This is a genomic window from Pseudomonas sp. SORT22 (genome assembly GCF_018417635.1).
GTDB lineage: Bacteria > Pseudomonadota > Gammaproteobacteria > Pseudomonadales > Pseudomonadaceae > Aquipseudomonas.
This window is the reverse complement of the sequence record NZ_CP071007.1, coordinates 3,115,584-3,128,410: the sequence shown is the minus strand read 5'-3', so window position 1 is coordinate 3,128,410 and position 12,827 is coordinate 3,115,584. Positions and strand designations below refer to the sequence as shown.

Annotated in this window: 12 protein-coding genes; 8 read left to right on the top strand and 4 right to left on the bottom strand. The window is 60.1% G+C overall.

Features of this window, described 5'->3' with window-relative positions; translation table 11 throughout:
* Window positions 1-30: 30 nt before the first annotated feature.
* Together sorA and sorB are read left to right on the top strand one after the other, a co-directional pair.
* A complete protein-coding gene (gene sorA, locus JYG36_RS14390; protein WP_213601265.1) occupies window positions 31-1,266 on the top strand; it encodes a SorA family sulfite dehydrogenase catalytic subunit in 1,236 nt (411 codons plus the stop codon).
* Between the two features lie 4 nt (window positions 1,267-1,270).
* A complete protein-coding gene (sorB, locus tag JYG36_RS14385) occupies window positions 1,271-1,900 on the top strand; it encodes a SorB family sulfite dehydrogenase c-type cytochrome subunit (protein WP_213601263.1) in 630 nt (209 codons plus the stop codon).
* Between the two features lie 12 nt (window positions 1,901-1,912).
* Here the strand turns inward: sorB and JYG36_RS14380 are convergent, their stop codons facing one another.
* The gene (locus JYG36_RS14380; RefSeq protein WP_176794257.1) at window positions 1,913-2,314 is read right to left on the bottom strand and encodes a winged helix-turn-helix transcriptional regulator; all 402 of its coding nucleotides are present in this window, start codon (window positions 2,312-2,314) and stop codon (window positions 1,913-1,915) included.
* Window positions 2,315-2,432: 118 nt separating this feature from the next.
* Between JYG36_RS14380 and JYG36_RS14375 the strand changes: the two genes are divergently transcribed.
* Together JYG36_RS14375 and JYG36_RS14370 are read left to right on the top strand one after the other, a co-directional pair.
* A complete protein-coding gene (locus JYG36_RS14375) occupies window positions 2,433-3,434 on the top strand; it encodes a zinc-dependent alcohol dehydrogenase family protein (RefSeq protein ID WP_213601261.1) in 1,002 nt (333 codons plus the stop codon).
* A gap of 125 nt (window positions 3,435-3,559) precedes the next feature.
* Window positions 3,560-5,026, top strand: coding sequence for a glycosyl hydrolase family 18 protein (locus JYG36_RS14370; RefSeq protein WP_213601259.1), 1,467 nt, complete (start codon window positions 3,560-3,562; stop codon window positions 5,024-5,026).
* A 153-nt stretch (window positions 5,027-5,179) separates the two neighbouring features.
* On the opposite strand, the gene JYG36_RS14365 is transcribed toward JYG36_RS14370, so the two are convergent.
* The gene (locus JYG36_RS14365) at window positions 5,180-6,529 is read right to left on the bottom strand and encodes a serine hydrolase domain-containing protein (protein ID WP_213601257.1); all 1,350 of its coding nucleotides are present in this window, start codon (window positions 6,527-6,529) and stop codon (window positions 5,180-5,182) included.
* Between the two features lie 122 nt (window positions 6,530-6,651).
* On the opposite strand from JYG36_RS14365, the gene JYG36_RS14360 reads away from it, so the two are divergent.
* On the top strand, window positions 6,652-7,563 hold the full coding sequence (locus JYG36_RS14360; RefSeq protein WP_213601255.1) for a LysR substrate-binding domain-containing protein: 912 nt from the start codon (window positions 6,652-6,654) through the stop codon (window positions 7,561-7,563).
* A 91-nt stretch (window positions 7,564-7,654) separates the two neighbouring features.
* On the opposite strand, the gene JYG36_RS14355 is transcribed toward JYG36_RS14360, so the two are convergent.
* Window positions 7,655-8,059, bottom strand: coding sequence for a DUF2251 domain-containing protein (locus tag JYG36_RS14355; protein WP_195884068.1), 405 nt, complete (start codon window positions 8,057-8,059; stop codon window positions 7,655-7,657).
* 190 nt (window positions 8,060-8,249) lie between these two features.
* On the opposite strand from JYG36_RS14355, the gene JYG36_RS14350 reads away from it, so the two are divergent.
* Window positions 8,250-8,567 carry a hypothetical protein gene (locus JYG36_RS14350; RefSeq protein WP_093382978.1) on the top strand — a complete coding sequence of 106 codons (318 nt, stop codon included), beginning with the start codon at window positions 8,250-8,252 and terminating at the stop codon, window positions 8,565-8,567.
* A 7-nt stretch (window positions 8,568-8,574) separates the two neighbouring features.
* Here the strand turns inward: JYG36_RS14350 and JYG36_RS14345 are convergent, their stop codons facing one another.
* Window positions 8,575-10,191: an ATP-binding response regulator gene (locus tag JYG36_RS14345; RefSeq protein ID WP_213601253.1), complete on the bottom strand. Its 1,617-nt coding sequence runs from the start codon at window positions 10,189-10,191 to the stop codon at window positions 8,575-8,577.
* 115 nt (window positions 10,192-10,306) lie between these two features.
* Here JYG36_RS14345 and JYG36_RS14340 point away from each other — a divergent pair, with 115 nt between their 5' ends.
* Both JYG36_RS14340 and JYG36_RS14335 read left to right on the top strand, forming a co-directional pair.
* Window positions 10,307-10,921, top strand: coding sequence for a LuxR C-terminal-related transcriptional regulator (locus JYG36_RS14340; RefSeq protein WP_045200862.1), 615 nt, complete (start codon window positions 10,307-10,309; stop codon window positions 10,919-10,921).
* A 129-nt stretch (window positions 10,922-11,050) separates the two neighbouring features.
* Window positions 11,051-12,817: a GMC oxidoreductase gene (locus JYG36_RS14335; protein ID WP_045200864.1), complete on the top strand. Its 1,767-nt coding sequence runs from the start codon at window positions 11,051-11,053 to the stop codon at window positions 12,815-12,817.
* Window positions 12,818-12,827: the final 10 nt, after the last annotated feature.

Here is a 12,827-nt window from a genome sequence, read left to right as displayed (position 1 = left end):
CAATTCCTTCCCTGTTGAGTGCAATAGACGATGCCCGACCAACCCCGCAACACCTACAAGCGCCGTACCTTGCTGCAGACGGCGAGCCTTGTGACTGCTGGCCTCGCGTTAACACCGTTAGGCAGTCGTGCCAGCGAAAATGAAACACTGGATTTCGCCAACGGCACTCGCGAGCTGCTGGCCTATCCGCAAAAGCGGCCGCTGATGCGCATCACCGCGCGGCCACCGCACCTGGAAACGCCATTCTCGGTGTTTAACGAGTCGATACTCACGCCCAATGATGCGTTTTTTGTTCGCTACCACCTGGCCAATATCCCGACCTCGATCGACCCGGACACTTACCAGTTGCAGATCAAGGGGCTGGTAGACACGCCGCTGAGCCTGAGCCTTGCCGAACTCAAGGCGTTGGCGCCTGCGGTTGAGGTGGTGGCAGTCAACCAGTGCTCCGGTAACAGCCGAGGTTTCGGCTTGCCGCGGGTGTTCGGTGCGCAGTTGGGCAACGGTTCGATGGGCAATGCGCGATGGACCGGTATCCCGTTGAAAACCGTGCTCAAGCGTGCCGGGGTTCAGGCCGCTGGCAAACAGGTCACCTTTCGTGGCCTCGATCAGCCGGTGCTGCCTACCACCCCGCAGTTCATCAAGTCACTGGCAATCGATCTGGCGCTCAGTGACGAACCGATGATCGCCTGGGCCATGAACGGCACAGACATTCCTTTGCTCAACGGCTACCCGATCAAGTTGATCGTGCCGGGCTATGCCGGCACCTATTGGGTCAAGCACCTGAGTGAAATCGAAGTCATCGATCACACCTTCGAGGGCTTCTTCATGGCCAATGCCTACCGCGTGCCGGACAACGACTGCCAATGCGTACCCGGCGGCAGCGTAGCGGACAAGACCCGGCCAATCGGCCAGCTGAAAGTCCGTTCATTCATCACCAGCCTGCAGGCCGGCGACAGGGTCAAACTCGGCCAGCCGCTGACTCTTGAAGGTATTGCCTTTGACGGTGGTCACGGCATCCGCAGCGTCGAGGTGTCGGACGACGGTGGCCGGCGTTGGCATCCGGCGCAGCTGGGCGAAGACCTAGGTCGCTACTCGTATCGCCAGTGGACACTGGCGTGGCGACCGCGACACCTGGGCAAGGTCGGTTTGCAGGTACGCGCCACCAGCAACAACGGCGAGCAGCAACCGCGGACACTGCAGTGGAACCCCGCCATCTACCTGAAGAACGACATCGAAAGCACCCCGGTTACCGTGGTCCAGGAGTGAAACAATGAACGCTGGGTTGATTAAACACGTTGCACTGTCAGCATTGTTGCTTGCCTGCGCGGCGCAGGCGAATGCCGCGCCGCTGACCATTGAGTTGCCAGCCGAAACAGTCAAACTGCGCCCGTCGCAGGCGCCCGGCTACAACCTGGCGCAACAGAAGTGCGGGATCTGCCATTCGGCCGATTACATCGAGTACCAACCACCAGGTTTCGACCGGGCGCACTGGACAGCGTTGGTCCGCAAGATGAAAGACAGCTACGGCGCGCCAGTATCGGATACGGACGTGGAGGTGATCGGCGAGTACCTGGCGGGGGCTTATTCAGGTGCGCTGGCAACGGCTATGCAACCGCAGACCAGCGTCTTGCCGGCAACCGACAAGCCGGTCAACGACGTGCAGGTGCTGCTGGACCAGAATGCATGCCTGGCGTGCCATGCCATTGACCACAAAGTGGTCGGCCCGGCCTATCGGGACGTTGCCAAGCGCTATAAAAATGATGGCCAGGCGGTCGCGAAACTCATCGAGCATATCAGCCAGGGCGGCAGTGGCCGCTGGGGGGAAGTACCGATGCCGGCATTTGCGGGGTTGAGTTCGCAGGCGCTTGAGCAGTTGGCCGAGTTTGTTTTGCGCCAGTGAGGTGGTGTGGCTTTAGCTGGCCTCTAAATTGCCGCCGGAAGCCGCCCGATTGGCCTCAATCTCGTCCAGAAGCTCGGCGTTGTCTTCTGCCCACTCATAGAGCGCCATCAGCGGCTCGACAAATCTGTGCCCCACCTCGGTCAGTGAATACTCGACCATGGGCGGCACCACCTGGTGCACCTTGCGCGCGAGCAAACCATCACTCTCCAGCTCGCGCAGGGTCTGGGTAAGCATCTTCTTTGAAATTCCCGGCATCGTGCGCTGAAGCTGGCCTGTTCGCATCGAGCCGAAACTCAGCACATAAATCACCATGGACGACCATTTCGGCGCCAAAAGCGCGTGAATTCTGCGAGGCGGGCATTGCTCACAGACCACCATGGGATTACCTGGATCGCGAACAGTGGGTGTGGTCATGGTTACCATTGGGTGCCTACGTTTCAAAAAAGTGCCTAATCGACAGATGATACCTAAAGGCTCAAGCTAACCCTAATCCCTGGATTACCCACTGTAAACAACCTCTAAGGAGATCAGAATGAACAGCCAGCACACGATGCGCGCCTTGGTGCTAGACGACTACGCGACCGGAGCATTGGTGGAGAAAACCGTACAGCGCCCGTCGCCACGGGCGGGCGAAGTCCTCGTGCGCATTGCTGCCAGCGGTGTTAACCCCATCGACAACATGATTCGTCTGGGGCTTGCCCCCTATGCCATGCCGGAGTTGCCCGCGATTCTCGGTACCGACCTTGCAGGCGTCGTGGTTGAAACCGGGCCTGAGGTGACGGCCTTCAACGTCGGCGATGAGGTTTACGGGCTCACCGGCGGCGTTCGCGGGCTGCAGGGCTCGCTGGCCGAATATGCTGCGGTCGACGCTGCGCTGCTGGCATTGAAACCGAAGAACCTGAGCATGCGCGAAGCCGCGGCACTTCCGTTGGTATTTTTGACCGCCTGGGAAGGCATGGTCGATCGAGCGGGTGTCCAGGCCGGCCAGCGTGTGCTGGTGCAAGGCGGCGCTGGCGGAGTCGGCCATGTAGCAATCCAGATTGCCGCCGCACACGGCGCTGAGGTGTACGCGACAGCGTCCGCCGGCAAGCAAGCAATCGTCGCATCCTTTGGCGCTACGCCTATCGATTACAACGCCAGAACCGTCGAGCAATACGTTGCGGATTTCACTGAAGGCAAAGGCTTCGACATCGTTTACGACACCGTGGGCGGACAGAGCCTGGACGACTCCCTGGTTGCGGCCAAAGCCTATGGCCATGTCGCCAGCTGTTTTGCTTTCGCCTCCCATAACCTGGCCCCTGGCTCACTGCGTTGCGTGACGCTGTCAGGCATATTCGTGCTTTTGCCAATGCTCAGCGGGGAAGGGCGCGCGCACCATGGGCAAATCCTGCGGCATGCGACGCGGCTTGCAGAAGAGGGCAAGCTCAAACCGCTGATGGACCCTCACCGTTTTGGCCTGGCCCAAGCCCAAGATGCACAGGTTTTGCAGGGTTCGGGCAAGGCTGTGGGCAAGGTCGTCATCGATATCGAGTAACGTCCTCCTGCCAGACGCTCCATGGTGGAAAATCCAAGACCTTGCGCTAGCCTCAGAGTGCTCCTTCAGGGAGCAGATCGGTCGGGCCATGTACGGCCTTAATACAGTTCTGAGGGAATAGAACAATGTCTAAAATTGATTTTTCATCACTGAAGTCGCAAGTAAATGATTCAGCATCATTGATGCCTAGCATTGCCAATAAAAAAATCCTCATGGGGTTCTGGCATAACTGGCAAGCCGGCCATAGTGACGGTTATCAAGGTGGGCACTTTGCCAATCTGAATCTGGTGGATGTACCCAAGGACTACAACGTTGTTGCTGTGGCTTTCATGAAAGGCCAAGGTATTCCTACCTTCAGCCCCTACAACCTCTCCGAGGATGAGTTTCGCCGTCAGGTCGGCGTGCTCAACAGTCAGGGGAGGGCGGTGTTGATCTCATTGGGCGGCGCCGACGCTCATATCGAGTTGCACAAGGGCGATGAGCAGCCACTGGCGAATGAAATCATTCGCCTGGTTGAAGTCTACGGCTTTGACGGGCTGGATATCGACCTGGAGCAAAGCGCGATTGATTTTGCCGACAACAAGACGGTGCTGCCGGCGGCCTTGAAACTGGTGAAGGATCACTACAAGGCCGAAGGGAAACACTTCATCATCAGCATGGCCCCCGAGTTTCCCTACCTCAGGGTGGGCGGCAAGTACGTTGGCTACCTTCAGGCCCTTGAGGGCTACTACGACTTCATCGCACCGCAGTACTACAACCAGGGTGGCGATGGGATCTGGGTACAGGAGGCCAACGGTGGTCAAGGTGCCTGGATTGCCCAGAACAATGATGAAATGAAAGAGGATTTTCTCTACTACCTGACCGAAAGCCTGGTGACCGGTACGCGGGATTACATCGCCATCCCCGCAGATAAATTCGTCATTGGCTTACCGGCCAACAACGACGCTGCGGCCACTGGCTATGTGATAGATCCTGCAGCAGTTGTCAATGCATTCAAGCGTCTCGACGCTGCTGGCCATGCCATCAAAGGGCTGATGACCTGGTCCATCAACTGGGACGACGGCGTTACCCGGGACAATGTTGCCTACAACTGGGAGTTCTACGATCGTTACGCGCCGTTGATTCACGGCGAATCGCAGCCTGGCGAGCGGCCAACGGCGCCCGCGAACCTGTCGGCCAGGGACGTCACCGAAATCAGCATGACCTTGAGTTGGGGCGCTTCAAGCGGCCCGCGGCCGATCGTGACCTACACGCTGTACCGAAATGGGGCTGCGATAGGCAATACACCAGCGTTAACGCTGAAGGACTCAGGCCTGAAGGCGAACACTCAGTACAGCTACTTTGTCACCGCAACAGACGCTCAGGGGAATCAGTCGCTTCCAAGCAAGAGCCTGATCGTTCGAACGGCCGGAGACATCACCGATCCAGAGTTCCCCGAGTGGCAGTTGAACCAACGGTATTTCAAGGAAGATGGCGTGAGTTACGAAGGCAATCATTACGTGTGCCTGCAAGAGCACGTATCAAACTCAGGCTGGACACCACCAGAGGCGTTTACGCTGTGGGCGAAGGTGGCGATCAAAAGGCGGGCTTAGGGGGAGAATGCGAAGCCCGGCGGTGATGCCGGGCTTTCTTTCATAATACTCGATTTAACATAATATACATTATGCGTAGTCATCTATAGCAGCCCACGGGCAGTGCCAGGACAGATTTCAAGCCTGGCACCACCCGTTTTCAGCCTTACACCGTTACTTGCCGTGCAACGCTTCACTCACCGCATTCACAAACAACGCCTGCTCGTCATACAGCGAACTCGGTGTCTCTGCGTTCTGCCACGTCGACCATTGCACCATCACCAGTTTCTCCGCCGGGTTGATTGCAATGGTCTGGCCGTAAATCCCAAGCGCCCAGAACGTTTGTTCGCTGGTGGCGGTTTTCTTGGGTTCGGCATTGGCATCAGGCGCCGGCGCCGAGTACCACCATTGATAGCCGTACTGTCCGTTCGGTGCCGATGGCGTGACCGAGCCTTTGGCTGTCGTCCAGTGTGTCGAACGTGCAATCCAGTCATCCGGCAGAATCTTCTCGCCCGATGGTAACTGACCGCCGCTGAGCACAAACTGGCCAAAGCGGCCCCAGTCACGCAACGCTGCGTTGAAGCCGTGGCCGCCCATGTCGACTTTGTCTTTGACCAAGGCATGCCAGACGCCATCCTGCTGCATGCCGTAGCGGCTCCAGATTCGACTTTCGAGGTATTTGGCCAGGGTCATGCCGGTGGCGTTTTCCAGCACGCGGCCCACCAGCCAGGCGCCGCCGGTATTGTAGGACCAGACTTCGCCCGGATTGACCCCGGGTTTGCGTTTCACCGATTTGACCAGGTTGAGCACGCAGTCGTATGGCGCAGGCTTGGCTTCGCACTGGGTCATGTGGGAGAAATCGGAGTTCGCTGACGCGTAGTTTTCATCCCAGACCACGCCCGAGGTGTGCTGCAGCAACTGGTGCAAGGTCACCTCTTGCCAGGCCGTGCCTTTGAGTTCCGGGATGTACCGGGTGATCTTGTCGTCCACCGAGTTGATCTTGCCTTCTTTTATCGCCACGCCCACCAGCACGCTGACCACCGATTTGGCCACTGAACGCGAGGTCCACAGGGTGTTTTCGCTGTTGCCCTTGCCGTAGTACTCGTAGGCAATCTTGCCTTCCTTGAGGATCAACAGGCCGGTGACGCTCTGGTTGGCGATGTAGTTATCGATGCTGAAGTGCTTGCCGTTCATTGCATAGTCAATGGCTGGCAATGGGCTGCTGGCCGGCATTAATGGCGATGGTTTGGCGCCCTGGGTGCTGAATACATCGCCTTCGTACAGGCGGTAGGTATTACGAAAACCCACTACCCGTGTGGCCTGGTCCCAGGTCAGCATGTTGTGCGGGTCGGGCAGCGTTTTATCAAAGGGTTGCGGGCAAACGCTGAGCCCTGGAACGCCACAGTGTGCGCCTTGGTCGCTAGCCAGGCTGATACCGCTATGGGTCAAGCCCAGTGCGGCAATGCTCAATGCCAACAGCGAAAAAACCTGGGTGGATTGTTTTTTTATTGTTCTGCGTAACATCGGTACTTCCTCGACATCCAGTGAAATTGCGTCAGTCGATTTCGAGCTTATCAACTTGCCGGGGCGGGAAAAGAACAATAAAGTCCGGGTCGATATTACAAAAACTAACAACAGTGAACGCCATGCCCAGCGACCGTCTGCCTCCGCTCAATGCCATTCGTGCCTTCGAGGCGGCTGCGCGCCTGGGCAGTTACGTGGCCGCTTCGCGGGCGCTGCACGTGACCCAGCCGGCCATTGGCCGCCACGTGAAAAACCTTGAGGACTGGCTGGGCGTGCAACTGCTCGAGCGTACGCCCCGCGGCGTTACTCTGACCGCGGCCGGGCTTGAGTTTCACCGGGCCGCGACCCAGGCCCTGAAGATTCTGGCCGATGCCGGCTCGCGGGTTGCAAGTCGCCAGCAGGAGCGCTGGCTGCGCATTCTGTGCGTGCCGGCGTTCGCTTCGCGTTGGTTGACGCCGCATGTCGATGCAGTGCGCAGCCTGCGCCCGGGCCTGAAGCTGGCCATTGAACCCAATGCCTCGTTCACGTCAGTGGATGCCCGTCAGGCTGACCTGGGTATCGGTTTTGGCCTGCCGGGCGAGCATTCAGGGGTGTTTCTGAGGATGATCAAACCGCCGGTTTTCCCGGTCTGTTCGCCGACGTACCTGGCAAAATTGCCGAATAAAGCCCTGCAGGTGCAGGACTTGCCGAACTGCGAGCTGATTCACGTCGACGACGGCACCTGGTGGAACAGCTGGTTTGCGGCGCAACAGTTACCGCTCAAGGTCAGGTCGAATACCTCGCACATGAGCAACGACATTGCCTTGAACCTGGCCCGGCGTGGGCACGGGATTGCCCTGGCCACCGAAGTGCTGGTCAAACATGAACTGGCAGACGGCTCGCTGGTGCGTTGTACCGACGCGCAAATTGCACTTGAAAGTTATCAAGTGCTGACACCGCAACAGCCGTTGTCGGAAGATGCCGCATGGTTTATCGAGTGGTTGAGCCAGGCGTTGCGCGAGGAGTTTCCCCACGCGGCCATTGAACAAGGGTGAACCTGGAAGTACGCTACTGCCCTGCTCTTTTTTATGGCCTTAAAATATAACTCAACTAAATAACTATTTAGTTGAGTTATATATTCACGCCTCAGGCAAACAGCTTGAGTACGTCTTCCTGCCACTCATGCCCCTGCAGCGACCAGCCCTTCCCCACAGACGGCGGAAAGCCGGAATGGCAGTAACCCTGCTTGCCGGTAAAATCAAACACGGCATGGGGATACTCATTGATCAGCAGCACCGCCTTGCTGTGGTCCATGGACCAGCCGATCTTCACTGTCGAGGGCTTCTCCCGGTCGGAGATATCCTCGACGTTATAGATATGCAGCGCATCCTGGATCGGGTTGTCACTGGCACTGCTGTCCAGGGCGTAGAAATAGGCGGTATTTTCATCGTCCTCGAAGACCACGACAAAAGGCCCCTCCTGCGCCGGTGCCTCGATGACGGTGGCGTGTCCTACGTTCAGCTGTTGCTCTGCTGCGAGATAAATGGGCATGCGGATATCCTTGTCACAACGATAGATAAAAAATTATATCAATATGCCATTAGCCCATTTGTGCTAATCGACCCCCCTCCTCCCTGGCGCTATATTCCCCGGCAACCCCCAGTGTTCCCCAACGCCGCGCCTATGCGGCGTGCGGGATCGTTGTGCCGGTAAAACAGAACAACACCAAGGAAGATGCACCATGAAATCAGCATTCAGCAAGATCACCCTGCTCAGCGCCCTGCTGGTCGCCGTCGCCGGTTGCCAGACCATGAAACCCAACGAAGACCGTCTCAAGTCCACCGCGCAGACCACCATCGGCGAGCCGGTGACGAAGATTTCCAACGTGCGCAGCGACCACAGCTCCACTTACTACATCGCCAGCACCGCATCGGGTGACTACAACTGCGAGCTGCCAAGCGGCGTGATGATCGGGATCGCCTCGATGGGCATGGGCATGGGCGCGCAATGCTACAACAAGAACAGTGGCCGCCCGCAAAATCCGCTGCAACGCTACTGATTCCAGGCTAAACCGCCGCTGCCGAGGCCTCGCGCAACGCCCGCAAGGTAGCGCGCAGCTCGGCCGGGCGCACCGGTTTGGACAGGATCGCGATCTGGCGGTCGTGCAGGGCCGCCTGGATCTTCTCCACTTCGTGGCCGGTAAGAATCAGCGCCGGCACCGCCCTGCCCCGTTGCGCCCGTAGCTCATCGATGCACTCGATGCCGGTGGCGTGGTTGCCCAGGTCATAGTCGGCGACGATGATGTCGCAGTCGCTGGCCAGGTCCTTGCCGCTCAGTTCGGCCTGGACGTCACAGCCCCAGCGCTCGAGCAAGGCCTTGGTGGCCAGCAGCACGTTGCGATCATCCTCCACCAGGCAGACTTTCAAACCGGTCAGCAGGCCGACCTGGCTCGGGTCTTCACGATAGGCCTGGCGCTTGGGCGCGGAAATTTCGCGCAAACCTTCAAGGCTGACGGCCGTGCCATGGCCCACTCGCGAACGTATCGTCACCTGCATGCCCATCATCTGCCCCAGGCGCCGGACAATCGACAGGCCCAGGCCCACGCCCTCGACGTCCTTGTCGCGCAACTGGCGCACGCGGTAGAACTCTTCGAAAACCTTCGGCAGTTCCTGCGCCTCGATGCCGCTGCCCTGGTCATAAATGACAATGGCCAGGCCCTCGCCACGCTTGCGCACGCCGATCAGCAGCGGGCGCTGCGGCGCGTACTTGAAGCAGTTGGACAGCACGTTCTGGACCATGGTCGCCAGCAGCGCCGGGTCAATCTGCACCCAGTGCGCGCAGGCACGCAAGCGCAGCTCAACGCCTGCCCAGCGCGCCGCCTCGGCGTTCTGGCGCAGCAGGTCGTGGAGGAACTCGCCCAGTTGCACAGGCTGCAGGCGCGGCTGCAGGCGGCCGTTGTCGAGGGTGTAGAGGTCGAGGATCGAGCGAAACAGCTGCGAGACGTTGAGCAACGAGCGGTCGATGTTGTCGACCAGCCGGCGTTCTTCATCGCCCAGCCGCGCCTCGCGCAGGCAGGCAGTGAACAGGCCGATGGAATGAATGGGCTGGCGCAGGTCGTGGCTGGCCTGGGCCAGAAAGCGCGATTTTTCCAGGTTGGCGGCGGTGGCCTCCTCCGAAGCCTTGCGCGTACGTTCAAGCAACAGGTGCGCGTACATCGGTATCACCGTGCTGGTGATCATCAGCATCAGCACCATGAACGGTTGCGCCTGCCAGTACGGCGTCAGCTGGTACACGCACAGCAGCGCCAGCAACGCCAGGGCGGTGGCGATCGCCAGGTAGCGCGAGCCGAAGCGCATGCCATTGCCCAGGTTGACCCAGACCATCACCGCGTACAGCGGCAACGCTGCCTCGCCGCCCACCACCAGGCCGAAACAGGTACCGGTGTAGTCCTGGACCATGCTGAAAATGCGCCGCGCCGGGTACACCCCCGGCCAGCGCACGATAACCTGGCGTATAACCACCGACAGCAGCAGGAACAGGATGATGTAGATCACGATCGGCCGGTAGGTTTCAAAATGCTGCCCGGGCAGAAAGCCCAGCACGCTGATATAAACCACGGCAATACAGGCGACAATGATGCGCAGGTTAGCCTGGTCGAGCTCGGAGTTTTTCTCGAACTTCATCGGAACATCCTTGTGCGACAGTCGTCATATCCAGCATGAACACCGGGGCGGTGCCCGTACCCGGTGGTAAAGTAGCACGTCCGAAAGGAACGCCAGGCCCAGGGAGGCACTCACCATGGCATGCCGGATCATCATAGCCGACGACCATCCGCTGTTTCGCGAAGCGATGCTGCGTACGGTCCAGCGCCTGCTGCCCGATGCCCGGAGCGAAGAGGCCGGTGATTTCGACACGGTGCTCAAGCTGGTCGCCAACGGTCCGGAACCGGACACCCTGATCCTCGACCTGCGCTTCCCGGGGCTGACCTGCATCAGCCAGCTGGTCGAGCTGCGTCAGCAATTACGGCGCACCACCTTGATCGTGGTATCGATGGTCGATGACGAGGAACTGATCGGCGAGGTCATGGCCGCCGGCATTGACGGCTTCATCGGCAAGAACATCGCCCCGGACGAGATCGGCCAGGCGATCCTGGCCATCCGTGAAGGTGAAGTGCTGGTGCGTTTTGCCCCCTCCGGGCTCCTGCCGCTGGACAGCAGCGCCGTCGCCACAACCCTGACCGCACGCCAGCAAGAGGTGTTGCGCCTGATCGCCCAGGGCAAGACCAACAAGGAAATCGCCCGCGCGCTGGACATCTCGCCGTTTACCGTGCGCATTCATGTGTCGTCGTTGCTGCGCACCCTCAATGTGCCGTCGCGGGCGGCGGCAGCGGTGAAGTACTCCGGGGTTGCCTGAGGCCCGCGGCTCCCCCGACCAAGTGATCTTGAATTGCCACTTCGCTCTGCTAGCGTTAGCAGCGCAGCCCCCCGGCTGCACGCTGCACAAGGACGATAGACCCTCTGCCAACAATGATTGGAGGCAACAATGAGCGCAGTCACCAGTTCGACCAACTTCGGTCACGGCTACCCTACCCCCGGTCCGCAAACACCCAACGCCCAGAAGGTGCTGGACCACGTGTTCTTTCTCTCCGAATCGGCCTGGAAGCAGGTCCGCGAAGAAGAACAGTTCGATTTCATCATCATCGGCACCGGCTTCTGTTCCCTGGCCTTCGCCGAACGCATCCTCGAAAGCCAGCCCAAGGCGCGGATCCTGATGGTCGAGCGCGGGCCGTTCTTCCTCCCCGAGCACTTCCAGAACCTGCCGATCCCTTACCAGAAAACCCTCGGCGGCTTCTCCGAAACCTTCCCCTGGACCCTCTCGGCGCGTACCGCCAGCCAGCCACCGGGCAACATCGGCTGGCAGCACGGCATGGTGCCGTTCTTCGGTGGCCGCAGCATCATGTGGAGCGCCTGGTGCCCACGGCCGACCAAGGAGGAAATGGCCTACTGGCCCGAGCAGACCATCGCCGCCGCCGAGGCCCGCTTCGAGTCGGCCGAAAAGCTGCTCAACGTCATCCCGGCCGACAAGATCGACACCCAGCTCGACCCGCAGGTGCGCGCCCATGTCACCGAGCAACGCCCGGTCTACGGCACCCTGCAGCTTGAGCTGCAAAACATGCTCGAGCACAACATCGGCAAGATCGACTCGGCCACCCGCTGGTTGTCGGCGCCCCTGGCCGCCGCGGCCGATCGCGCCGGTGGCGTGGACTTTGCCAAGTTCTCGACCCCGGCGGCAATCATGGAGCTGGCCGGCAAACAGGCCGACCGCGCCGCTGCCGGTACTGGCAGCCCGCTGCGGATCATCACCGAGTGCATCGTCGAGCGCATCCACCAGCAGGATGGCGCGGCCACGGCGCTACAAACCTCGCGCGGGGTGATCAACATCGGCAACGCCAAGCTGATCCTGGCCATGGGCACCCTGCCGCCGGCGACCTTGCTGATGAACTCGTTCCCGCAAATCAAACGTGCCGGCGATCGCTTCACCGCCCACTTCATCACCTCGGTGGTGGCACGGGTGCCGCGCAAGGACTACCCGTTCGCCGACAAGCTGGCCGAGCTTGAGCTCGCGGCCATTTACCTGGCCGGCAAGAACAAGCAAAGCGGCATGCAGTACCACGTGCAGTTGTCGGTGCTGTCAGACCGCAAACCTGCAAAGAACGCGCAGAAAGCCGCGCGTTATATGCCGGACGTGGTCGCCACGGCGTCGATGGCGCAACTGGAATCGTCGAAGGACCATCTGGTGTTCGTTTGCGCCGTGCTTGGCGAGATCGACTTCCGAAACCCCGACAACCACTTCCACCTCAACGACCAGGCCGACCCGACCACCAACGTCAACCTGCAGGTGCTGGCCAGCAAAACCGACCAGCAAACCTGGGACACCATGGACGAAGGCACTTTCCAGATGATGGAGCGGGTGTTCGCCCCCGAAGGCAAGGTCGAGTACTGGCACGGCGACCCGAACCTGGGCCACTGGACTGGCGAACGGCCGAGCATTCCTGAACGGCGGGTGGCCGGGCTGGTGCACGAGGGCTCGACCCTGTGGATCGGCGACAAGGACGAAGGCGTGGTTGGCCTGGACTACCGTCCCCATGGCGTGGAGAACGTCTACGTCACCGGCGGTGCGCTGTGGCCGGCCAGTGGTTCGTGGAACCCGACCATGACCATGGTTGCCCTGGCCCAGGATCTTGCCGACCAGCAACTGGACAGCGTCAACACCCCCACCCCGCCCACCTCGGACCTCACTGAAGTCTGACAGGTAGCAG